Origin of the sequence: Rhodococcus sp. MSC1_016 (genome assembly GCF_023667485.2) — a bacterium.
Taxonomy (GTDB): Bacteria; Actinomycetota; Actinomycetes; order Mycobacteriales; family Mycobacteriaceae; genus Rhodococcus_F; species Rhodococcus_F oxybenzonivorans.
Window position 1 is genome coordinate 929,515 of sequence record NZ_JAMOZI020000001.1, and the last position, 22,597, is coordinate 952,111.

A 22,597-nucleotide genomic window follows, 5' to 3' on the forward strand; every position below is an offset into this window, starting at 1 on the left:
GTCGGTAGTGTGGCGTTCGGAACCGGACCACTACGGATGGGCAGGCGCACAGTGAGTGTCGACAGCATTGTTCAGAGCACCCGGATCGTCCTGGCGTCCCGGCCGGACGGCGCGCCCACGACGGACAACTTCCGTCTCGAGGTGGTCAGTTTGCCCGAACTTTCCGAGGGGCAGGTGCTGATACGCGTCATCTACCTCTCGCTCGACCCGTACATGCGGGGGCGAATGAGTACCGCCGAATCGTATGCCGATCCGGTCGAGATCGACGAGGTGATGGTGGGTGGCACTGTCGGCCAGGTGGTCGAATCGCGCCATCCTCAATTTTCTGCCGGTGACTATGTCCTCGCCTACGCGGGGTGGCAGTCGCACGCGGTGGTCGACGGTCGCCACCTGCGCAGGCTCGACCCCGCCGCGGCGCCGCTGTCGACCGCGGTCGGCGTTCTCGGAATGCCCGGATTCACTGCCTACTCCGGACTACTGAAGATCGGGCAACCGAAGGCAGGCGAGACCGTCGTCGTCGCGGCGGCGAGCGGACCGGTCGGTTCCGCGGTCGGCCAGATTGCGAAAGTGAAGGGCGCCAGGGCAGTCGGGATCGCCGGCGGTCCCGAGAAATGTGCCTATGTGTTGGAGAAGCTGGGTTTCGATGCCGTGGTCGACCATCGGGCTCCTGATTTCGCCGAACAACTCCGAGCCGCGGTGCCGGACGGTATCGACGTCTACTTCGAGAACGTGGGCGGCGCTGTCGCCGCCGCGGTGCTCCCGCTGCTCAACCTCTATGCTCGCGTTCCCGTGTGCGGTTTGATCGCCCAGTACAACGACACGGCGGCTCCCGAGGGGCCCGATCGGTTGCCCGGCTTCTTCACTCGTGTCCTGGTGAAGAGTCTCACCATCCGCGGTTTCATTCAGAGCGAGTTCGTGCCGGAGATGTTCGCCGATTTCCAGCGGGACGTTGCGGCGTGGATAGCGGAGGGACGCTTCGCCTACCGGGAAGACTTCGTCGAGGGCATCGAGAACGCTCCGTCAGCATTCATCGGCCTTCTCGAAGGAAGAAATTTCGGCAAGCTGGTGGTCCGGGTCGCCGAGGAGGACTGAGGTCCGCCCGGCCGGTGCCGGGTCTGCTCCCGACCGACTTGTGGTCCGCACATCGCCGTATTCCCCCTGCACAGAGCGTTGTCGTGATAAAACAGTTATAGAAGCGAACCCTCGTTATGTGCACGTGATGTCGATGGTGCGCGAGTTCGGTGTCATCCACATATTGGAGTGATGAGATCTATGACAGATCACAGTGCGGGGGCGGGTTTGCAGATTCTCGTCGACGGTAGGCCGGCTTCTGCCCCCTTACGCGACACGCACGCAGTCGCCCGAAAACTCGTACGGCATTTCGCGGACAACGTGACGCCGTGCGGTTCTCTGCCCGGTGAGCAACTCCAGAGCGACGTCACCGATTTCACGGTCGTGTGCCTGCGCCTCGGCATCCAGATGCTCGATGGGGGAACTTCGCCCACCGAAGAAGATCTCGCCGAAGTGAGGGACGCCTCGGCTCGGTGGGCCCGCGAGGGCTTCCCCTTGACGCTGGTTCTGCGCATCCTCCACGAGGGAATCACCAAGGCCGGCGACCTTGCGGCGGCCAACGCCCGCGAAGAGGACCTGCCGGGCCTTCTGGTCATCCAGAAGGTGATGTTCGCGCTTCTCGAGTGCGTGACGGTCGCGGCCACAACCAGCTACGTCAACGAACTCGAGGCGGTCAACAGTGAGCGCGACGGCGCCGCCGTCAACCTCGTCACGGCCCTCCTCAGCGGTCGGAAGGCGGCGTCGGCCGCCCGGCACGCCGGGGTGGAGCCTGCGGAGAATTACGTCGTCATGGGCCTTGCCGTACCGCCGCATCCGGCAGAGGCGATCGCGCACCGGCGGAAGGCGGTGGTGGCGCGGCAGAAGTTACGGCGACTGCAGATCGAACTTGCCGAGGCCTCCGGCGGGGCAGCCCTGTGCTCGCTGAGTCCCGATGGCGGCACCATTCTGCTTCCCGGCTCGCCGGAACGGGCGTGGATCGTGTCGCTGCTCGACCGCGTCGGCGCGGCCGCGGAAGTACCCCTGACCGCGACGGTGAGCCGGGTCCGTACGGCGGACATCCCGACGGCGGCCGAGCAGGTACACGAACTTCTCGACCTCGCACATCAGCTGTCGTTGGCTCCAGGTCTATACGAGATGAATGATCTGGCACTCGAGTATCAGCTCACCCGTCCCGGTCCGGGCCGCACCCATCTCGCACGCCTTCTCGATCCGTTGCAGAACTCACCGGAGCTGGTCGAAACCCTGGAAGTGCACATCAGCCACGACTTGAACCGTCAGCGCACCGCGAAGAAGATGCACCTGCACACCAATACGGTGGACTATCGGTTGAAGCGAATTGCGCAGCTGACCGGGTGCGACCCGACGCGACCTTCCGGCTTGCGTCAGATACAGGCCGCGTTGGTGGCCCGGAAACTCGAGGTGGCCCAACGCGAAGGCTGACCCCCGGGTCGGCCGATACGATCGCCTGACCACGAGCGTCGGTATCGAACCTGCAGTGCAGCAAAGCGTAGAAGCTTCGGCAGATCGTGACCGAAAAGTCAGGGAGGCAGGCCATGGCCGGAGGTCGTCATTCGAGTACGCGCGACGAGCGCGGCGGCCGTTCCCTCGGGTTCTACGTCGTTTGTGCCGCCGTGGTCATCGGTCTGGTGGTGTCCGTCGTCGTCATCGTGCAAGCGGTGCGTTCCTGGACCGGTGGCTGCGACCACCTGGTCGATTACACCCTTGCGGCGGACCCGAGTATCGCGCCGGCGGTCACCGACATTCTGAGCGCAGCGAAGGACACCGACACCGGTTGCGCCACCATCGCCGTCAGCGCTGCCACCTCGGGTGACATAGCCGGACGGTTGGGCAAGGGCGCCGACGCCCCCGACTTGTGGATCCCCGACACCGGGGCGTGGGTAGGGAAAGCGGCACTCACCGCTGCGGGTCCGGTGGAAGTGATGACGGGGTCGGTCGCGTCTTCGCCCATCGTCCTGGTGTCCCGCGAAGGTGAGGCGCCGGCGGCCGAGACCTGGCTTGCTGCGCTGCAGTTGAAAGAATTGCAGCTCGGTAATCCGCTCGTCACCGGCGTCGCACAGGGGCCGATCGACGCAGCCCTCGCGGAAGGCCGATCGGACCCAGTGTCCGCGGGCACCGTGCGGGCCGCCCTGGTGCCCCTCGCGCAGGAGGAGAGTGCGCGCACCGCAGACGAACCCATCGGCGAAGAGATGCTGCGCGGGGTAGCCGACAACGGCGGCGTCGCCGTCGCCACCGAACAGGCCGTAGTGAACTACAACGCCGATACCGGTCAGGCGCTCGCTGCGACGGTGCCTGCGACGGGCAGCACCTTCGTGAATTATCCGCTGGTCGTCACGTCGCCGGCACCGGACCGCCACTACAAGGCCACCCAGGTTGCGCGCGCCGTCGCGGGAGTTCTCGGGAGTGACTCCGCTCGAACCGTGCTGCAGAACAGTGGTTTTCGTGGCCCGGATGGCAGCCCATTGCCTGACGGGCGCGGGATCGGTGAGGTCCCCGAGCTGGGCCCGGTGGACGAGACGGTGTTGCAGGAGGCACTCGGTGCATGGGCGTTGATGGCGTTGCCCATCCGCACCCTCGTCGCCATCGATGTGTCGGGGTCGATGGAGACGCCGGCAGGAAACCGATCTCGGATGGACCTCACGGTGGACGCCGCGCTCGCCGGGAACGCCATGTTCCCGGACAGCGTGTCGGCGGGATTGTGGGCCTTCTCGCAGGGGCTCGGCGGGGGACCGCAGGACTACCGGGAGATGGTGCCGATCCGGCGCTACGACACGGTGGTCGACGGCCTCACGCAACGGCAGATCATGGCCCAGCAAGCGGAGAAGGTGGACGGTCTCGTCGGCGGCGCAACGGGGCTGTACGACACGGCGCTGGCCGCTTTCAGGACCGTGCAGGAATCGTACGACCCACGCGCCGTCAACAGTGTGATCATCCTGACGGATGGTGCCAACGAGGACCCGGACTCCATCACCAAGGAGCAGCTGCTGAGGATCCTCGAGCGGGAGCAGGACCCGGCGCGTCCCGTCATCATCGTGACGATCGGTATCACCGACGACGCCGACGCGGCTACCCTCGCCGAGATCTCGCGGGTGACGGGTGGGTCGAGCTACGTCGCGAAGGATCCGGCGGATATTTCCAACGTGTTCGTCAACGCGCTCGCTGCCCGGGGTCGGTAGCGGGAACGGCCTTCCTGCGGTATCGCGCGTTCAGGAAGGCGAGTGCGGTGATTGCGAGGAACAGCACGCACGTCGAGAACAGCTGGGTGCGGGCGTCGGTGTCGAAGAGCATGAGCACGACGAACCCGCCGAGAAGCGCAAGCGTGGCGTAGCTCAGCCAGGGGAACAGCCACATCCGCACCGTCAGCTTGCCCGCACGTTCGAGACGCGGCCGCAATCTCAAGTGGGAGACGACGATGAAGATCCAGATCACCAGAAGCGCCGAACCGACGGCATTGAGAAGCAACCCGAGCAGGTCGTCGGGCAGCCACCAATTGAGAAGAACGCTGACGAAACCGAAGAACACGGACAGCAACACCGCGTTGAGCGGCACCCCCGAGTGGGAGATCCGGGCCATGAACGCCGGACCGTCGCCGCGGCGGGACAACGAGTACGCCATCCGGGAGGTGCCGTAGATATTGGCGTTGAACGCCGAGAGCAACGCGATCACCACGACCAGTTCCATGAATCCGGCCACGTAGGGAAGGTGCGCCTGATTCAACACGGCCACGAAGGGTCCGCTCTTCAGATCGGACGAGTCCCACGGGAGGACGAGCACCATGATCGAGATCGAGCCGATGTAGAAGACGCTGATACGCCAGACGACGCTGCGCACCGCGACGGCGATCGACCGTTCGGGGTTCTCGGACTCGGCGGCGGCGATGGTGACGATCTCGATACCTTTGGGTTTCCGTAGGACTTGGTGAAACAAAAAACGACCCGCAGCGACCGGCATCGCGGCGGGTCTGCAGTCCGACTGAAGAGGAGTCGAACGTTGCACCAGTATACGTTATTCGCAGGTCAGGCGCTATGAGCGTCCGCCGAGGTCCCCGCAAGGCCGACCACTTCACCATCCTCGACAATGCCGCCCTGGGCGACGAGCGCCTGAGCTTCCGCGCCCGCGGCGTCCTCGCCTTCATCCTCTCGAAGCCCGCCGACTGGCGCACCTCCGCCGAGTCGCTCGCCCGGGCCGCGAAGGAAGGCCGCGACGCCATCCGTACCGCGCTGCGCGAACTCAAGGACGCGGGCTACATCGTCTACGAGAAGATCCAGGACCCGCAGACCGGTCACTGGTCGACGATCTCGACCGTCTACGAACTGCCGATCGACCTCGACGAAACCGATCCGCAGGACCCTGTCGCACCGAGGCCTGAAAAACCGACGTCCGGTAACCCGACCCCCGGAAATCCAGGCCTTACACAAAGAAATGTCCTACCAAGGACTGAAACCAACCACCACCGCACCACCCCCAGGACACCCGCCGCGAGCACGGCCAAGGTTCCCCCGGTGGTGGTGGTTCCCAAATTCTCCGACGAGCTGAACAGACTCGCCGCGGCTTGCCAGGCAAAGGGCCTACCCGCCTCCTGGGACACGCTCAGCGCCGAGAAGGCCGACGCGATCGCCCAGCTGCTCGAGATCCACGGCGTCGAGGCCCTCGCCTCTCACGCACTCAAGATGCACACCCCCGGAAACCCGACCCGTCATGCGGGTGGCCTGCTCAACTTCTGGCGGGCGCTGCCCACTCCTCGCCCCACAATCGGCGCCAAGTGCGACGAGTGCGACGAATACGGCTGGCGTGGGTATGACGCATCCGGTGGGGCCATCAAGTGCCCGTGCCGACGTTCGCCCGCCGCCCACCTTGCCGCCTGAGATCGGAGACCGATGATGTCTGACCATCTGCAGAACGCGCTCGAGTACCGCCGCCAGTTTCCTGTAGGCACAGCCGCCTACGCCGCTGTCGACGGACTGATCGACCACCTCATCGAGAACGGCACGTTCACGTCCGCCGGGGCATGGGAGCACCGCGAATACATCAGAGCTACGGACACCGCCCGAAAGGAAGCACGCCATGCCTGACCTGACCCCCGAGCATCGCGCCTGGCTCCGACAGAACGCCGACCACTACGGCGACCCCGTCGTCGTACAACTCCTCGACGCCCTCGAAGCGGCCGACGAGCGCGCCAACGAGGAGAACCTCAACGCGTCCGCGGCCCTCGCCAACGTCACCCGACTGGAGATCGCGCTGCAGTCCGAGCGCGAACGGAACGGAGCCCAGGCATGAAGCGCAACCCTGATGCTGTCGTCGCGTACATGATCGCGTTCCTCGCCTTCGCACTCAGCTACTCGAAGCTGGTCGACCTCGCACTGCGCGCCGGGTACGGCGACCTCATGGCGCACTGCTGGCCGCTGATCGTCGACGGGCTCGCGGTGATGGCAGCGCGTGGCGTGCTCAGCCTCGCGGCGTCGCGATGGTACGCATGGTCGCTACTCGTCGCGGGTACCGCAGTCTCGGTCGTCGCCGCCGTCGCGAATGCGATGTTCCCCGCCGGGCCGCTGCCACCCATCGCAGCCGCAGCCGTCGCGGTCGTCCCGCCCCTCTGCCTCCCGTTCGCGTCGCACCTCGCCCGGAAGATGCGAAACGACGAGGTCATCGAGGAGTCGCAGCCCGACGTCGCAGACGTCCAGGACGTCGCACCACCAAGTGAGACCCCGCCGCCCGCCGCTGCGCCGGAACCTGAGCCGCTGCATCTCGTCGCACCGACACCGCGCCCGAGCAAGTACACCGAGGCGCAAAAGGCCGAGGCGCTGGCACTCGTCGCAGCTGGGGTGTCGCAGCGCGAGGCCGGGCGCCGGATCGGGGGAGCGCCGGGGAACACGGTGCGACGCTGGATCGCCCAGGCCGAACAGGTGGCATGACAGGTGGGCGGGCGTGGTTTGATCAGCGCATGAAGCGAACCATGCTCGCCCTCGCCGTCCCGGCTGCCCTGCTCCTCGCCGCGTGTGGAGACTCGAGTGAGTCCGTCGCAGCGGAGCCTACGACCAGCACCCCGGCCGCGACGACAACGACCGCCAGTGTGCCGATCGCGCAGGTACCCGCCGCGAACATTTACGAGGTGACCGAGGCAGGCGTCACAACGGCGGTAAACGTGCCCGTGGACAAGGGCTCTCCCGAGTTCGTCGAAGCATGCCGGAGTGCCCACGAATTTTCGGCGAGTGCAGCGATGTTCGGAGCGACCACCGTGGAGAAGCAACTTGCACTGCTCCAGGTCGATGCCAGCGAGGTCGAGGATGCTACCGCGACCGGAACTCCCTGGAAGGACACCGCGCCGGACAAGCAAGCTCTTCTGGTCGCGGCGATCACGGCCGCCGCGAATGGTGAGTGCTGAACGCACGAGAAAGCCCCCACCCTCGCGATGAGGGTGGGGGCTTTTTCATGCCGTCGAGCGGGGCATAGTGAGCAATTACGGGCGGGCTACAGCCGGTAGCGATCGATCATTCCGGTGAGCCATTCGACGCCGACAGGGTTGGCGCTGTGGACGCGGATCTCGCGTGGCCACACCTCGTGTTCGCACATCCACAGGACGACCGGCCTAGTGGTGTCATCGCCGCCGAGGTCATGGTCGAGCGACAACTGTTCGACTCCGCCGGCATCCAGTCGGGCGATGGCCGCTGCGCTGGTCTTCGCCCACTCCCACCCGTCAGGTGGTGTGCGGAGATCGTCAACCCAGAGCCTCATCCGACAATCCTCTCGTCCTCGTCAACCGGATTGGTTGCAGATCGGTTGCTGTCATTCGCGTGAATGAACTTCGTTGAATCTTGTAACGAACCGACCGGTGTGTCGATTAGTCAATGCCTGGCTCCGCACTCACGCGACGAGCCTCACAGACAGAAGCGGGCTCATGAAGCTGCGTAAGAGAAATTGGTGGGCCGTCAGCGGCGCGGTAGCGGTTGTGGGAGTTGCGGTCTTCACGGCCGGGGCGGTTGCCGCGAATGCGAGTCGGGAAGAGTCGGACTACGTTTCCACCTACACCCCGACGCCAGCGGCCCCGGCTCCTGTTTCCGTCACCGAGGAGAACGGCACCGTCCGGACCTGGCTCGGTACCGAGCAGGTTCGCCTGGACCGACCGCTGGTCGGAGACGCCAAGGCTGTAGCACTGTACTTCCACGGCCAGGGCGGCAACGTCGACGACCGGATGGGCAGCCCGTGGCTCAACACCCTGCGTGAGGCGGGATGGTCGGTTGCGTCCGGCGACCTGAACCTCGTCTCGTGGGGTAACCCTCAATCCGTCAACGCCGCGGCGAATCTCCAGAAGTGGGCCGAGGAAACAGCGGGCGCCCCGGTGAAGCTGATCGTCGCTGGATCGATGGGTGCCGCCGTGTCGTTGAACGCGCTCGGTGCCGGTGCCGTCTCGGCGCCGTGCTGGTACGGCTTCCAGCCGGTCGTCGATCTGAACTCGGTGGGCAACGTTCCCGGCCAGGCCGCTCAGATCACTGCGGCCTACGGGGCGTCGATACCCGACACGTCGAACCCCATCACTGGAGCTGCGAAGCTGCCGGATATCGACTACCACGTACTTGCCTCACCGGGGGATACGCAGGTTCCGAAGGCGGCGAACGGTGACCGGCTCGCGAACATCGTCCCTGACCCGAAGCGCCTTACCCAGGCGGCCGCAACGGGCGAGCACGGCGACCAGTCACATTTCAACCCGATCGACCTCGGCACCTTCGCCCGTGGCTGCGTCGGCAAGTTGGTTACAGGACCACCCAGTGCGCTCCGTCGTTGACGACCCGAGCGGAGTTTCCAGCGGTGATCGTGATCGAGGTGACCGCGGCCGTGGTGTAGAGGTTGTCCGCGCCGGCGCGTTGCAGGGTGATATCGGCTGAGCCCTTGTTCTTGATGGAGAACTCGAGCCCTGTGTTATTGGCGAGGGCGGGCAGGGTCCACACCGTTGCCGCCGATCCTGTGAAGGACCACATCGACGCGGACCTGTCGAGGGTCTGCGTTGTGCCGCTGACCGACTTCACCTTCCGGTATACGGCGGGTGGGGGCGAGGAGAAGATCGCGACCCAGGTGAGTCCGTTATTCATGATGTCGACGGATTCACCGGGGTTGAGGATGAAGCTCGTGACCGTGGCGATCCCGCCGAGGTTGAACACATCGGAGGAGCTTCGGGTGATCGTCACGGGCGATGCGGAGGACAGCGCCACAATCCGGTAGATCGCAATGTCTTCCGGGCTGACGGTGGGAACCCGCTTCGGCAGCGTGACCGTCTGGGAGGTCGCGCTGGCACAGAAGTAGGTTCCTGCGCCGCTTATCTCCACGCTGGTGGAGTTGAGGTAGGTCGGGAAGTCTGCTCGTTTCAGCACCATCAGAGACCAGCTCCTCTCGCAACCAGCGGTTCCAGTAGGTCGGCCATCATCGCAGAACCCAGATCGCCGGGGTGAATGCCGTCCGGGGCGTATTCGGCTGGCAGTCCGACCTGCCCGCCCACCACGGGACCGGACAGTGCCGTTGCGGTGTCAGCGACCAGCACGCCGCGCTGACGGAGCGCGAGTACAGCGGCGTTATCCGCTACACGCAGCGCGTCGGTTGCGCCCCAATCGTGGACTGCGGGACTGCATGGAATGAGTGTCCACAGGACCGGGACGGTGCCGACTCTGGCGCATTCGGCGAGGACACGACTGCGATGGGCGGCGGCCGAGACGATCCCCGCTGCCGTGAAGTTGGTCTCGTTGTTCGGCGAGTTGGACGGGAACATCAGAACGTCCGGCTTCACGTCGGACTGCAAAATGTCCATTGCACGATTGGCGAAGGAGGTCGTTGACTGCCCTGCCCAGCCGCAGTTGGAGTACTCGACGGCAATGTCATCTTCGGAGAGGCGGTCTGCTACCAGTCCACCGAAGCCTTCCCCGAGGTAGGTGCCGCGACCGTCAGAGATCGAGTCACCCACGGCCATCACGTTGACGACTTTGCCCCGCGCCAGATAGCGCACGCCCACGATCGGCGACTGAGAGATGTTCGTGGTGGAGGTCCACGTGGTGGGGGTGGTGACCTGGTCTCCGGTCTGTGCGCGCATCGCCCATAGGCGGCCGTCCGTGCGGGTGGCCCAGTTGGTGAAGCTGTCCGTCCCGTTTCCGACGACCGAGATCGTGGAGTTGTTCGTCATGTAGGCGCGGATGACGACGATCGGATTGGTTCCGGCATCCGAACGGGGCACGCTTGCGAGCGGGATCATGTCGGAGACCGTGTACGCAATTCGGTCGCCAGACAGGGGGGTGGTCAGCATCATCCGGTTCATGCCCATTTTGGTGACCGGCACCCAGGCCGCCGAGTTCCCGTTCAGGTCGGCAGCTGACGGCAGTGCGGCTGCCTTGCACTGCACCGCGTTGAGGCTGTAGGCCGCGTTGTGGTTCGCGAAGATCAGCTGAATGGCGTCGAAGTGCTGTTGCAGTTCGCACGTCACCTGGAAGGTGGTGGCGGTACTGCCGTCGTACGTTCCCATCCGGCCGCCGAAGATGCGTTGACCGATATTGCCGGGGGCACGCTGGTCGCGGGCACGCTTGCGGGCGTCGGCCTTCGCCATGCCGAGGGTTACGGGGTCCATCAGACGGCCTCGATTCCGGTCAGGTTTCCATCGGTGTACGTGTACTGGCGGGTCACGCCATCTCGGGTATCCGTCGCCACCGTGCCGTCCGGGTTGTAGGTGTACGACGTGGTGACCCCGTTCTCCGTCACCGTGGCGACCGAATCATCGGGGTTGTAGGTGATCCCGGTGTCCGCGAATGCCGGGGCATAAGTGGCATCCAGGGCCGTCTTCGTTGCGGTGCCCGGTGCGACGAGATCGGCGACCGCCTCGTCCTGCGCGGTACTCAAACCCTGAGCCTGCGCCACCAGCTGCTGCACCTGACCGACAACCTGAGGTTCGTAGGTCACGAACTCCTCGATCAGATCCATCAGTTCGGCCGGCCCCGTTTCGGGGACCACGATCTGGTAGGTGTTGAGGAACCAGCCCGCCGCAACCCGCACCTCGTACGGGCCCGGCTCGAGGTCCTCGGCGGCGGCCACACCATCGACGACGGCGACGTCGATGTCGTCCGGGGTCACGATTGCGGACCCGCCAGCGGAGCGACGTAGATCGGGCATCGAGTAGGTGATCGTGCCGGACGACAGCTCGGCACCAGTGGGCAAGATGAAGGTGGAATTGACGATGGTCACGGGGTCTCCTCCTGGGCAGGACCGAGGAACCCCGCGGTCTCGACGGGTGCGCCGCCATTGGTGGTCGTTTCGATTGTCACGAACTGTTCGCCTGTACCGTCTGCACCGCGTGTCGCGATGAACGTGACGCCGGGCAACCCCGCGAAACTGAAATTGACTGACTCGGCCATATTCGGGCTCCTATCCCATGAGTGCGCCGGAGAAGTTCGTGTTGTACCCGGCTGGGTTGCCGACGAGCGACATGCTCGCCGAGGAAGATTGCTTCCAGCCGCATGGCTGTAGGTAGTAGTCGGCCGGGCAATACACGACCCACGTCGCACCGAACGTTTTACCGTTGGTCGATGTCGTGTTGTTCCCTGTGAAGTCGTCATACGACTCGTCGGAATCGGGACCGACCTGCCCGAGCTTGATCATGCTCATCGCCCCGGAACTGGCTCCGCCCAGCAGCCCGACCCCACCAAGGGCGGTCGCGGTGCTGGTCACCGCGTGCACGGTCACCGTGTACCAACCAGACTTGATGGTTTTAATCCGACCCAGACCGAGATTGTCGACGACGACATTAGCCTTCCGGTCCTCCACGTCGAACGTGTTGGACCCAAACGCGGTCCCGGAACTGGTCCAAGACGTCGACGACGACCCCGACGTGCTGTTGCGGTACAGGTTCCAGCCGGTACCCAGCGTCGTCGGCACGGTGATATCCGCCATCGCGAACGACGACAGAGCCAGTGAGCGTCCGATCGAATCGTTCCGTACCTTGAATCCTGTTGATCGATACGACGCGCCAACGGGATGCGATACGGCCGCATCGGTGTATGCGGCGACGAGCTTGCCGCCCACGTAGGCGCGGTACGTGGTGCCCTCGGCCCGCAATTCGACCTGCGTGCCGTTGGTGATCGAGATTCCCGACGTCACAGACACCCAGTCGGTGTACGTCGAACTCGACCCCGAGCGGGTAGCGCGCCCCAGGTAGACCTTGTTCTTGAAGATGTTGAGGTAGACCCACGCCGTCTGCGTTGTGTTCATCCGAACGTGTAGCGCGGTGTCGTAGAACAGCCCCGATAGCGGGTCTCCGATGACGGCTGCGGCGGACATGTTGTCGCCGAGCGTGATCGTATTGCAGGCCGCGAACACCGAGCCCGTCGCGGCGGTACCGGCGACCGCCTGGTTGCTGGTGATCGTGAGCCCTACCGATGACGGGTCGGCGACCGTCCAATCGGACCCGATGCTTGTCGAGTCGGCCCGGTCGAAGGTGTCCACGAAGTAGACGCCCGATCCGGCCTCGCCGCCGAGCGCCGCGTTAATCGCAGCGATGGACGTTGCGTTCTCCACACCCACGTTCTGGATGCCGAGGATCGTCGCGGCGACGTCGACGAGCGACCCGGCCACTGCGGACAGGCTGCTAGTCACACTGGATATCGCGTTGTTCGTCGCCGCGTCGAACTGATCGTCGAGGCCACTGAACCAATCCTTGACCCCTTGAATGATGTCGTTGATCGGCGTCACGATGAATCCGCTCAGGATGTCCGCGATCTGCCTCACCATACTGTCGACCAGGCTGGCCCCGACCGAAAACAGGGTGATGTTTTCCGTCTTCTCGGTGAGCATGTTGACGCGGTCGGCTTCGTACTCGGCCTGCGTCTTCTGCCCCCAGTCGGCGATGGTGCCCAGGCCGTTGAGCATCCCGTCCGGAGTCTGCTCGATCGGGGACGTCATAGCGCACCACCACCTTTCGTCAGGTTGCTGGATCCCATTCGGGAACTGTGATGTTGTGGGTGATCAGCTCGTTCTCGAGCTGGCGGATCCGGCGGCGGTTCTTCCGTTCGTTCTCTTCGGACGTCCGCCCGAGGGTGTCGACCTTCGTTTCGAGTCGGCCGACCGTCGCCGTGAGCGTTTCGATGCGCGCCGCCTGGTCGTTGATCTGTGCCTGCCAGTACCGGGCTGCCGCCTCGAACGCGTCCTGCTCTGCCTTCACGCGTATCGGCTCGACGGCCGCGTTCTCGGATGACCGGCCGGTGATCTTCGCGACGATGATGGCGCCGAGCACCGTTACCACACCGCCGAGTACCGTCCATAAACCTGCGTAAGCGGTGCCCATCAATCATCCTCCGGCTCAGTATGTTTCGGCAGGAGCCGGTCACCGCCTAACTCGATCGCGTTCGGCCACGACGAGGCGAGGGTGACGATCGCCGAGAAGGCGAAGTAGATGATTGCGCTGATCCACCCGGTGATCGCGGATCCCTTCAGCCACGAGATCAGGTACAGACCCCCCCAGACCATGGGCACCACAGCCAGCGCCATGAAGCCGAATCGGTCAGTGCGCGGCGGGTCGTACAAGATCGCGCTGATCAGTGCGACGGCGGCGGCGAGGAGCCACGGCCACGCGAGGATCGTGAACGAGAACCAGTCGGGCAGCCAGCCGAACGCTGCGCGTCGGGTCGGGGTAATCCCGGCAATGATGTACCCGTATCCGAACAGGCCGTAGATCATCGCGAAGAGGACGAGGAACTTCCCGCGATGGCCGTTGATGCGCCGGGTCAGCGGGCGGGTGAACCGGTCGCCGTGCAACCGGGACCACACCGCCCGCATCACCCGATCAGGCATCAGCTTCGTGGTCGCCGACGTCGCCGTTCTCCCACCGCTCGAGCACGGGTGTCGCGCCCTTCAGGAACACGGCGATCGGGGTCAAGGCCGCTGCGCCCGCCGCCGCCCACAGCCCGACTGCGGCGAGCGGGCCGTCAACGAAAGCGCCGGCGGCGAGACCGCACAGGATGATCGCGGTGGTGACCAGCGAGACGAGCGCTTTCGCGATCTGCGAGGCGGAGTAGTTCAGCGGGTTGTACTTGCTGTCAGCGAAACTCATCTCACTTCTCCAGCTTCTCGAGGAGGGCGTCGAGCTTGCCCTCGATGCGGGACTGGCGGGCGCCGATCGTGCGGACCAGGCCGACGAGTGAGCGCTTCACGTCGTCCGGGACATCGGCCATCGCGGCATCGAAGTCGTAACCGTCCCAGACGGCTTCGTTCCACAGGTCCGCCCAGATGTCGTAGGGCCACGGCTCCTGGGTGGACCGTGTCGATTCGTTCACATTGGCGGGTGTACCGATCTGCCGCAGCTTCCCGGCGAACGGGTGCAGCTGGGCTGCGCCTTCACGGACTACGTCGGTCATTGTTACTCCTTCGGTGATGCCGAACAGGGTCAGCAGTTCGGGGATCTCGAGGTGGGTGTAGTTCGCGTCGCACGGACCGAACGGGGCGCACAGGACGCGGTCCGAGTACTGGTGCGCGAAGCGGTTCAGGAAGTCGTAGGACTGCCCGGGTGTGCTGTTGTAGTGCGGTACGACCAGCGGGATGCCGGGGCGGGTGAGCCACAACCGCGGATCGGCCATCGGATTGAGGTAGCCGATCACCCGCCTCCCTCCGAGCCAGCCCTGTACGCGGCTGACTTCAGCGTTGAGCTCAGCCGAGTGGTCCCCGTACACCGTGCCTCGATCGCCTTCGACATCGACCATGCACACGATTCGCGGATCGATCTTTCCGTCGACGGTGACGACCTGGCGCCACAGGTCACAGTTCGCCTGCCCGGGCCGGAAGAAGTAGTAGGGAATGAGGACGTCGATGCGCCCCTCGTCCAGGGCGCGCAGACCCCAGGCGAGATTCGCCGCCGCATTCGTGTCGAGCTTGTCGCCCGAGTTCGTGCGAAACGAGAACACCCGGTGCGGGTAGGTGTCATCGACGACACGCTGATACTGGCTGACGTCCGCCCAATAGGTGCCCATCAGGACCTCCTCGGAACCAGTTGGCCGAAGCCCTCGAGCACAAAGTCGTCGTACTCCGGAGCGGCCGGCACCGCGGGCGCGAGGATTCCGTGCAACCCGTTTACGAGCTCGTCGGCGAAGGCGACGAGAGCGCGGTTCGGCTGGCCGTCCGCATCGAACTCGCGGACACCGATCTGGTAGTGCATCTCATCGGCGCGCGCCCAGTCAGCGCCCCAGAAGACGAATCCTCGGAACAGCTTCAGGCCCTCGCGCACCTTCGCGATGCGCTCTCTCGGCATGACGCGGGCGCCCCATGGGTACTGGACGGCGTTGAAGTCCAGTGCCGTGCCTGACAGATGGTTGCTGTTGGCGACGTCGTTCGTTGCCGACCAGCCCCAGTCGTCACCGACACCGGACTGGTATCGGTCGAGCGGTTCGACGTTGCGGTGGTACCAGGTCGCCCACGCCCGCAGCACTACCTCGGAGGGACCCGAGCGGACGATCATCGCCGCAAGGTAGTCGTTGTTCGCACCATCGATGTAGATGCGCTCGCACTCGTTGCGGTCACACATCCGCCATCCGTTCTCGGACCAGGCGTTGCCGTAAGCGGTTCGGAAACTCATCAGCCCTTGTTCCCCCTCTGCATGGCCTCTTCCGCTTTGATCGCGTCGAGGGCCGAGTTCAGTTTTGCGCGCGCTGCGGGCGGTAGCTTTCGCACGATCTCTTCGGCCTCGTCGCGTGGTGCATCGGGTTCGTTGATGTCGACCCACTTGCCCTCACCGGCGAGCCAGTGCGCATCCGTGGGTGGCAGCCGTAGCTTGAGCTTCGGCTCGGCCATGTGCCCGCACGCGTCGCACTTGAGTCGGGCGCCGAGATCGTGCAGGCGCTTCGACATCAGGCGGTAGTACGCCCACACCATCAGCGCAAGTCCGCCCTTGAGTTCGGGCTGCGCGACGAACATCCACCAGAACATCTCCTCGGGATCGTCGAGGTCGCAGTTCTCGCGGGTCGGCATGTCATTTTCGTTGAGCACTAGAACACACCAGCTTCCTTGAGTTCGGATTTGAGATGGGCCGCGTCGCCCATCAGGCGCACGAGCGGATCTTCCTGTGGCTTGTTCTCACCCACGACGAGATCCCAGTTAGCGGACCTGTCTTGGCCCCAACCGAGCGTCGTCTTCGCGACACGTTGCACGTGAATGCGGCGAGTGAGGTCACCGGGTATCCGGCCCGCGATTCTGTGGCCCCTCGCGAAATGGCCGAGGCCGTTCTCTCCCACCATGTACGGCGTCGCGTCGGCGATCGACATCGACCAGGAGAAGATGGTGCGGGTGTCGTGGGCGCCCTTGCGGAGAACCATGAGCGTGTCGAGTGTGTACGCCTTCCCAGCCGAGGCAATGAAGAACTCGAACAGTCTGAAATCACCCGAGGCTTGGGCTCTTTCGAAAAGCTTGACCGCAACCCACGCGAGGACGGTGTCCTCGTAGAACGGCTTCAAGATCGCGTCGACCGATCCGCCGATCGACCCGACCTGCAACGCATTGCCGATGACGTCGAAGATGCCTTGCGTCAGGGCGCTCATGGTCTCGTTGACGCCGGGCATCGAGTGCCCGCCCGTGACGAGCTGGACGTATTTCGCGCCCTTCGACTTGAAACTCGACTGAGTCACGCCCGGTGAGTCCGGCGGGTAGTAGACGTACGGCACCCGTGGGTCGTACGAGAACGGCTTGTTCGGATCCCGGTAGTCGTCGATCACCGGCATATCGGTGATGGTCTCTTCGATGTTCTCGACGAAGTCATCGGTGTACGAGCGGATCGTGCGAATCAGGCCGTCCGCCAGCGTGCCTCCGTTCGAGGTGCCCGCGAGCACGCCCGACATATCTTCGATCCACACGACGAGCGCACCGTGGCGAACGTTCGCGCCCTCCCACGGTGGCGGATCACCCTCGAACCACCGCCGCCACCTCAGTGACAGCTCGGCGTCGGCGAGGATGTCCTGCGCGGCTTCGTGCCAGTACTTGAACCGCGAGGTGAGGATCGCCCACGGCACACCCTGACCCATCCAATACATGAAGCTCGACGGCTTCACGACGACAGTCCAGTTCGCCATATCCAGACCGGTGAACCACGCGGACGGTGCGAGAGGGTCGTCGGGCATCGTGATAAGGCTGAAGTTCTCGCGCCAAAGATTTATTTGTAGCGCAGTGAGGCAGACCCACGGGGCAGGTCCAGCGAGCCCGAATACCTTGATCGGCTGGAAAGCCGCCGGCATCACCGGTGTCGACCACAGCAACTTCGACTTGAGCTGCTCGAAGTCCGACAGGAAAGTCGCGACGAGCCTGGTGTAGCCCGTCTCGTCGGTCTGCACATCGCACTCTTCGAGCAAGCCCGACCACCGAATGCCGCAATAATCGACGGAGACAATCACATTGCGCTTCTCGCCACGCTCGATGCGCCCATACATGTCGTTGAGCCACTGCGCCTGCGGCGTTGCGAAGTCGAGGATGAGCGTCCCCGGGCCGGTGTCGTTGTCCGGGTCCTCCCAGGTTGCCTCGTCCTCACACTCGACGATGTGTACGAGATCGCAGTTCGCCCCCGTATGGAGACGAACCAGAGGGGGTTTGCGCCGCTGCGCCTGCATCCACCGGTCGCGCGCCTCGGTCTCGTCCCAGATCGCCTGGCACTGCTCCTCGAGACTCAGACTCAGATCCACACTCATCGCCATTCACCTCCCCAGGGCTTCAGCCATAGACGCGGCTGGTGCAGTTCAGCGCGTGCACCGACGCCCGCCGGCGCACCCGTCACCGAAATCGGCAACATTGTCGGCGGGGTAAACGGCGGTATTTTGTGCATGAAGAAATCACGCCCGCCGTTCTCGCCGAGCAGGTTGGTGCCCGACCAGGATTCGAGCATCAGACGCATCGGGTCGTAGTTGATCCGTGCGCCGCCGTGCACCGGGTCGATGGGGAGCAGATTGACTACCCGGTCGCCGTACTCACCACCCGGGACACGCTTGCCCTTCTGGCCCACCCATGACGGATCGGGGATTGACCACGTCCCGAGGGTGAGCCGCCACGCCTGGAACATCAGCACCGGCGTCGGATTCGAGACCTCGATGAAGCCAGATCCCGACGTGCCGTCCGTCTCCCACGCCGTGACCTTCGGCCGGGCCTCCCAAAAGGGCATCCCCGCACGAAGCTTCAGAATGGGATTCTCGTAGTCGTCGACGTGAGGGTCGTAATCGGGTTCGAAATCGTCGCCCTCATACCGCATCGCGAACAGTCTCCGGACCGCGTTCTTCGACTTGACGACGATTCGGCCCGGCTGCCAGTCGGGATCCCACTCGTCCGGCTCTGATGGGAAGCAGTGATCCATCATGGTTTCGAGATACTCGATGCCGTCCGGATGATCGTCGCCGAACAGGTGCAGACCGATCGCCATATCCCGCACGGGGAACGACTGCGACTTGAACCGGCCGCCCCGCTCGCGAGCAGCTCGCTTCCACTCCTGCGAGATCGGGGCACCGTAGATGTTCTGCACCTGACCGGCCGCCATGATGATTCCCTGACGGCCGGCCAAGCGCCCGTTCACGTCGAAGCGTTCCCCCTCGGGACTGATGAAGGCAATATCGACAGCCACTAGTTGCCTCCTCCGTACCGCATCATCGCGATCCGCGTACGGTTCGCCTGATCGCGCTGCCAGGACGCCTGATCGGCGATCGTCTGGTTGTTGTTGTTGATGATCTGCACGCGCGGACCACCACCCACACCAGCGCCGACGAGCTCGTCGAGCTTGGTCATGTTCCCTTCGGCGACCTTCCAGTGCGCGTCCTTGAGGACGTGCTCGGGTTCGTGTAGCCCGTTGAACCCGAAAGTGCCTGGCTCCCAAATGCCGCCGGTGTCGAACAGGCCGACACCCTTCAGGAATGACTTCGCCTGCTCGATCATCGGGATGATGTTCGGATCACCGCCCCCGGTGTCACCACCGACCGCTGGTGCGCCAGGCGCTCCCGCAGTTCCGGCGCTGTCCTTGATCGTGTAGCGGTCGGCCAGGTCCAGCCAGTCGCCCATCCCGAACATCTCGATCGACGCATCAGCCCAGATACCGCCGATGTCGGTGAACATCGACTTGTACCGATCGCGGGCCGAAAACGCCTTCGCCGGTTCCGTGCTCGATGCACCCGACGTGGTCGACGGTGCGGACGGAACTGTCGACCCAGCCGGTGGGGTTGTCCCCGACCAGTTGCCCGCGGGTCCCGCGTCGGACCGCACGTCGCCCTCACGGACGTCGTACGGGGTGCCGACGTCCTTCGTCAGCGACAGGTGCGCGTGATCGGTGAACATCGGATCGTTGGCCTTCGCCGCCTGGCCGCCGTACTGACCATTGCCGCGGCTGCCGCCCATCTCGAATCCGACACCATTGGGCAGGGTCGCCGCGGTGTGCCCGCCGTACGGGCCACCGTTGAACCACCCCACCTGTAGCGAGCCACTCGGGCCGAGTCCCGACGAGAACCCGCGCTTCGCGAGTTCCTCGGCCTCGGTCATCGTCGCGAACCGGGACGCGAACGGAGCCAGCCCCGTCGCGTAGTTCGCGAGCGCCGAGATCGCACCCGAGCAGTCGCCCCAGTTGACTCCGCCCCAGTCGTACGGCTTGCCCTCGACTCCCTTCGCGAAGTCGACCAGATCGTTTGCCGGCACCACGCCGCCGGCCGCGAACCTGGGAAGGCCGAGCAGCGCGCCGACGACCGGGTTGTCCTCCTCGATTCCGAACGGGTTCGACCGGAAGTCGCCGCCGAGCAGCCCGTGTAGGAAGTCAGCGGACGGCGTCCACCCGGCGTTGAGTGCGGCGACCAGCTCGGCACCGCCGCGGCTCATGGCCGCGTGCTTGACGACACCCTCCCCGGCTGAGACCAGCGCGGTCGGAACACCCCGCAGATCCATGCCCAGGATTGAGTCGGACGTTCCGGTGCCGGGACCGAACAGCTTCCCGTCCCGTTGAACACCGGCAACACCACCGCCCGCGAGCAGTGGAATATCCGGCAGTCCGAGGGTGAATCCACCGAACTTCTGTCCCGCGAACTCCATCGACGGGATGGTGAAGTCGAGTGAATTCCAGCGTTCGAGGATCCAGTTGATCGCGGACTTGAACGCGTTCTTGATGCCGTCCCACATACCTGACGCGGCGGACGAGATCCGCTCGGGCATGCTGGTGACGAATCCGACTATGTCGTTGAACCGGTCACCGACCCAGGTGGCGACGCCGCCGATGACGTCGCGGACGCCGTTGAAGGCGGGAACTATGGCTGAATTCCACAGCCAGAGTGCGACGTCTCCGATTTTCTGCATGCCTGCCCACCACAAATCGAAGATCGGTTTGATCACCGATTCCCAGGCGAACGAGATCGCAGCCTGTATGCCGGACCACGCGGCGGATATGATCTGCCGCCCGAGTTCGGTTTGGGTGAAGAAGTAGATCAGGCCAGCCGCCAGGGCGGCCACAGCGACGATGATGACGCCAATTGGGTTGGCGCTCAATGCCGCATTGAGGAGCCACTGTGCGGCGGTCATCGCACCGGTCGCCACGGTCGTTGCGACCATCGCGCCCTTGCTGATGACGAACGATGCGGCGGTGCGGGTGTTCGATGCCACCCACGCTGCGGACGTCTTGGCGGCCTCGACGGTCGCTGAGACGGACATCGCGATAAACGTTCCGACCGCGGATAGCTTCGCAGCTGCCCACCCGGCACCGGCCTTCGCCTGTGCACCGGTCCACGCCGCTCCGGTCTTGACCGCCTCGACGGTGGCCGAGGCGGAGGTCTGCACGAACGACGCCACGGCCGAAGCCTTCGACTTCGCCCACCCGGCACCGGCCTGCACACTCGACCACGCCTGCTGCGCGGTGTCCTTCGCCTGCAGGAAACCGTCCTTGAGTCCGAGCACACCTTCTTTCGCGGAGTCGAACACACCCTTGGCCTGCTCGAATCCCGCGAGGGCACCGCCCATCCCGGTCATCCCGGCGATGGTGGCGAGCATGCTGCCCTCGTTCTCCTCGAGGGAGCCGGTGAACTCGCTCATCATCGGTAGCGCCTGGTCGCCCAGGACCCCGACGATCGAGGACTCGATCCCGCGCTTGAAGGTCTCGAGCTTCGAGGCGGCGTTGTCGTTGAGGGTGTCGCCCATGGCATCCGTCGCACCCGCGAAGTCCGCCATGGCGTTCGGTGCGCCTGCGAGGCTTTCGAGGAAGGCCGGGATCTGATCGACCGAGAGATCTTCGAGCGGAGTACCAAAGAGTGCGATAGCCGCGTTGGTCCGCGACGTCGGGTCCTCGAGCGAGAGGATAGCGGTGGCCGTCTCTTGCAGGGCCGCCTGTGCACCGTCGCCGCCCAGAGCGACACGGTCGCCCATCTCGATCGCGTTAAGCCCGATTTCCTCGAACGTCCCGACTGTGGATTTCGATCCATCCGTTGCACGGATGGTGAATTCCTTGAGGGCGTCGCCGGTCTTGTCGAGTGCGAACTTTCCCTGCCCCGCAGCGCTTACGAGCAGGTTGAAGGATTCCTGGCCGTCGAAGCCGAGCGCCCTGAAGTTTGTGCCGTATTCCTGGATGATCTCGGGCAGCTCGTCGCGCATGGCGGCCGGCACGGTCTGGAAGCTCTTCGTCATCAGGTCGAAGGCTTCGGTCGAGTCCTTCGCCAGCCCGTTGTTTACGAGCGTCGACGCGGCCTGTACCGAGGACGCGATGTCTGTGCCGAAGACGTTCGCGAAGTTGACCGCGCGGGTCGTGGCCTGCTCGAGCGACGCATCCCCTTCGAACCCGAGTGTCGCGAACGACGACTGGACGAGGCCGACCGCGCTGGAGATCTCGCCGATCGACTCGCCGACGCCCGAGGAGAACACCGACTTCGCTGCGGCGCCGAAATCCGCGGCCATCTGGCCACTCGCGCCCAGGGAAGCGTTGAGCTTCGAGACGGACTTCTCCTGGTCCATCGCCTTGCCCATGAGATCCGCGGCCCCGGCCACGCCAGCCATGCCGGTTCCGAACGCGAGGAGCTGCTTCGTTCCCCCACCGAGACCGGAGAACATCGACCGGAATCCACCGGACATGCGCTCGGCGGAACCAGCGACCTCGTCGGTTGCTGTGGCTGCCCGCTCTTCGGCCGCGGCGAGATCCCGGGTGGCCTTCTCTGCCTCGCGGGCTGCGGCTGTTTCCCGCCGGCGTGCGGCTTCGATCTTCTCCGTCGCGGCGGCGAGCCGACCGGCATCGGTGACACCCTTTTCCACCAGTGCCTGCAGCTGCGCCTCCGCGACCGCACGCTTACCGGTCGCGTCAGCAATCTTGTCCTGCGACTTCGCCAGGACTGACGTGGCCTTGTCGACGGCAGAGCGGGCGGCCTCGATTCCGGAGGCGACGCCTTGGCCCGCAGCCCGACCGGCTGCCTGACCGGCGGTCCGCATCGGGCCGACGAGTTGGCTGTTCATCCGGCCGGCGACGCCCTCCATGGAAGGGATGACCTGCAGGGTTGCCCAACCGATCGATTCAGCCACG

General features: G+C 64.9%; 25 protein-coding genes. 9 read left to right on the forward strand and 16 right to left on the reverse strand.

The window, feature by feature from the left end:
* Nucleotides 1–51 precede the first annotated feature (51 nt).
* The 3 genes from L1080_RS04230 to L1080_RS04240 all read left to right on the forward strand — a co-directional run bounded on the left by L1080_RS04230 (nt 52) and on the right by L1080_RS04240 (nt 4,265).
* Nucleotides 52–1,092 (forward strand): NADP-dependent oxidoreductase, encoded by a 1,041-nt coding sequence (locus L1080_RS04230; protein ID WP_308202205.1) that lies wholly within the window; start codon nt 52–54, stop codon nt 1,090–1,092.
* 180 nt (nt 1,093–1,272) lie between these two features.
* Nucleotides 1,273–2,511 carry a PucR family transcriptional regulator gene (locus L1080_RS04235; RefSeq protein ID WP_250776672.1) on the forward strand — a complete coding sequence of 413 codons (1,239 nt, stop codon included), beginning with the start codon at nt 1,273–1,275 and terminating at the stop codon, nt 2,509–2,511.
* A 113-nt stretch (nt 2,512–2,624) separates the two neighbouring features.
* Nucleotides 2,625–4,265 (forward strand): substrate-binding and VWA domain-containing protein, encoded by a 1,641-nt coding sequence (locus L1080_RS04240; protein ID WP_250776673.1) that lies wholly within the window; start codon nt 2,625–2,627, stop codon nt 4,263–4,265.
* On the opposite strand, the gene L1080_RS04245 is transcribed toward L1080_RS04240, so the two are convergent.
* Nucleotides 4,237–5,085, reverse strand: a complete 849-nt coding sequence (locus tag L1080_RS04245) for an amino acid permease (RefSeq protein ID WP_459030360.1) — start codon at nt 5,083–5,085, stop codon at nt 4,237–4,239. The two genes, L1080_RS04240 and L1080_RS04245, sit on opposite strands and share 29 nt — an antisense overlap.
* A 29-nt stretch (nt 5,086–5,114) precedes the next feature.
* On the opposite strand from L1080_RS04245, the gene L1080_RS04250 reads away from it, so the two are divergent.
* Genes L1080_RS04250 through lpqV form a run of 5 tightly spaced genes read left to right on the forward strand, consistent with a single transcriptional unit; the run spans nt 5,115 to nt 7,471 of the window.
* Nucleotides 5,115–5,954: a helix-turn-helix domain-containing protein gene (locus L1080_RS04250; RefSeq protein WP_250777547.1), complete on the forward strand. Its 840-nt coding sequence runs from the start codon at nt 5,115–5,117 to the stop codon at nt 5,952–5,954.
* 15 nt (nt 5,955–5,969) lie between these two features.
* Nucleotides 5,970–6,161 (forward strand): hypothetical protein, encoded by a 192-nt coding sequence (locus tag L1080_RS04255; protein ID WP_250777544.1) that lies wholly within the window; start codon nt 5,970–5,972, stop codon nt 6,159–6,161.
* Entirely contained in the window at nt 6,154–6,366 is a 213-nt protein-coding gene (locus tag L1080_RS04260; protein WP_250777541.1) for a hypothetical protein, read from the forward strand. Before L1080_RS04255 ends, L1080_RS04260 begins: the two co-directional genes overlap by 8 nt.
* Entirely contained in the window at nt 6,363–7,001 is a 639-nt protein-coding gene (locus L1080_RS04265; protein WP_250777538.1) for a DUF2637 domain-containing protein, read from the forward strand. The genes L1080_RS04260 and L1080_RS04265 overlap by 4 nt, the downstream gene beginning before the upstream one ends.
* A 29-nt stretch (nt 7,002–7,030) precedes the next feature.
* Entirely contained in the window at nt 7,031–7,471 is a 441-nt protein-coding gene (lpqV, locus tag L1080_RS04270) for a lipoprotein LpqV (protein WP_250777535.1), read from the forward strand.
* An 86-nt stretch (nt 7,472–7,557) separates the two neighbouring features.
* Here lpqV and L1080_RS04275 read toward each other — a convergent pair whose 3' ends face one another.
* The gene (locus L1080_RS04275) at nt 7,558–7,821 is read right to left on the reverse strand and encodes a cyclic-phosphate processing receiver domain-containing protein (RefSeq protein WP_250777533.1); all 264 of its coding nucleotides are present in this window, start codon (nt 7,819–7,821) and stop codon (nt 7,558–7,560) included.
* 163 nt (nt 7,822–7,984) lie between these two features.
* On the opposite strand from L1080_RS04275, the gene L1080_RS04280 reads away from it, so the two are divergent.
* Entirely contained in the window at nt 7,985–8,869 is an 885-nt protein-coding gene (locus L1080_RS04280; RefSeq protein ID WP_250777530.1) for a hypothetical protein, read from the forward strand.
* On the opposite strand, the gene L1080_RS04285 is transcribed toward L1080_RS04280, so the two are convergent.
* From L1080_RS04285 to L1080_RS04350, 14 genes are read right to left on the reverse strand one after another with little or no spacing between them, the layout of a single operon-like run.
* Nucleotides 8,838–9,455 (reverse strand): hypothetical protein, encoded by a 618-nt coding sequence (locus tag L1080_RS04285; RefSeq protein ID WP_250777514.1) that lies wholly within the window; start codon nt 9,453–9,455, stop codon nt 8,838–8,840. The two genes, L1080_RS04280 and L1080_RS04285, sit on opposite strands and share 32 nt — an antisense overlap.
* On the reverse strand, nt 9,455–10,690 hold the full coding sequence (locus L1080_RS04290) for an SGNH/GDSL hydrolase family protein (protein WP_250777511.1): 1,236 nt from the start codon (nt 10,688–10,690) through the stop codon (nt 9,455–9,457). Before L1080_RS04290 ends, L1080_RS04285 begins: the two co-directional genes overlap by 1 nt.
* The gene (locus tag L1080_RS04295; protein WP_250777508.1) at nt 10,690–11,301 is read right to left on the reverse strand and encodes a hypothetical protein; all 612 of its coding nucleotides are present in this window, start codon (nt 11,299–11,301) and stop codon (nt 10,690–10,692) included. The genes L1080_RS04290 and L1080_RS04295 overlap by 1 nt, the downstream gene beginning before the upstream one ends.
* Nucleotides 11,298–11,471, reverse strand: coding sequence for a hypothetical protein (locus L1080_RS04300; protein ID WP_250777505.1), 174 nt, complete (start codon nt 11,469–11,471; stop codon nt 11,298–11,300). Before L1080_RS04300 ends, L1080_RS04295 begins: the two co-directional genes overlap by 4 nt.
* Before the next feature lie 10 nt (nt 11,472–11,481).
* Nucleotides 11,482–13,014 carry a DUF7257 domain-containing protein gene (locus L1080_RS04305; protein ID WP_250777502.1) on the reverse strand — a complete coding sequence of 511 codons (1,533 nt, stop codon included), beginning with the start codon at nt 13,012–13,014 and terminating at the stop codon, nt 11,482–11,484.
* A 19-nt stretch (nt 13,015–13,033) separates the two neighbouring features.
* Nucleotides 13,034–13,396, reverse strand: coding sequence for a hypothetical protein (locus tag L1080_RS04310; protein WP_250777499.1), 363 nt, complete (start codon nt 13,394–13,396; stop codon nt 13,034–13,036).
* Nucleotides 13,396–13,902, reverse strand: a complete 507-nt coding sequence (locus L1080_RS04315; protein ID WP_250777497.1) for an MFS transporter — start codon at nt 13,900–13,902, stop codon at nt 13,396–13,398. Before L1080_RS04315 ends, L1080_RS04310 begins: the two co-directional genes overlap by 1 nt.
* A complete protein-coding gene (locus L1080_RS04320; protein ID WP_250777494.1) occupies nt 13,895–14,161 on the reverse strand; it encodes a hypothetical protein in 267 nt (88 codons plus the stop codon). The genes L1080_RS04315 and L1080_RS04320 overlap by 8 nt, the downstream gene beginning before the upstream one ends.
* Before the next feature lies 1 nt (nt 14,162).
* Nucleotides 14,163–15,074: a hypothetical protein gene (locus tag L1080_RS04325; RefSeq protein WP_250777491.1), complete on the reverse strand. Its 912-nt coding sequence runs from the start codon at nt 15,072–15,074 to the stop codon at nt 14,163–14,165.
* On the reverse strand, nt 15,074–15,676 hold the full coding sequence (locus tag L1080_RS04330; protein WP_250777488.1) for a M15 family metallopeptidase: 603 nt from the start codon (nt 15,674–15,676) through the stop codon (nt 15,074–15,076). The genes L1080_RS04325 and L1080_RS04330 overlap by 1 nt, the downstream gene beginning before the upstream one ends.
* Nucleotides 15,676–16,068, reverse strand: coding sequence for a phage gene 29 protein family protein (locus tag L1080_RS04335; RefSeq protein ID WP_250777485.1), 393 nt, complete (start codon nt 16,066–16,068; stop codon nt 15,676–15,678). The genes L1080_RS04330 and L1080_RS04335 overlap by 1 nt, the downstream gene beginning before the upstream one ends.
* A 17-nt stretch (nt 16,069–16,085) precedes the next feature.
* Nucleotides 16,086–17,771, reverse strand: a complete 1,686-nt coding sequence (locus L1080_RS04340) for a Gp37-like protein (RefSeq protein WP_250777483.1) — start codon at nt 17,769–17,771, stop codon at nt 16,086–16,088.
* On the reverse strand, nt 17,768–18,691 hold the full coding sequence (locus L1080_RS04345; protein WP_250777481.1) for a hypothetical protein: 924 nt from the start codon (nt 18,689–18,691) through the stop codon (nt 17,768–17,770). Before L1080_RS04345 ends, L1080_RS04340 begins: the two co-directional genes overlap by 4 nt.
* The gene (locus L1080_RS04350; protein WP_250777479.1) at nt 18,691–22,596 is read right to left on the reverse strand and encodes a phage tail tape measure protein; all 3,906 of its coding nucleotides are present in this window, start codon (nt 22,594–22,596) and stop codon (nt 18,691–18,693) included. Before L1080_RS04350 ends, L1080_RS04345 begins: the two co-directional genes overlap by 1 nt.
* Between the last annotated feature and the right edge of the window lies 1 nt (nt 22,597).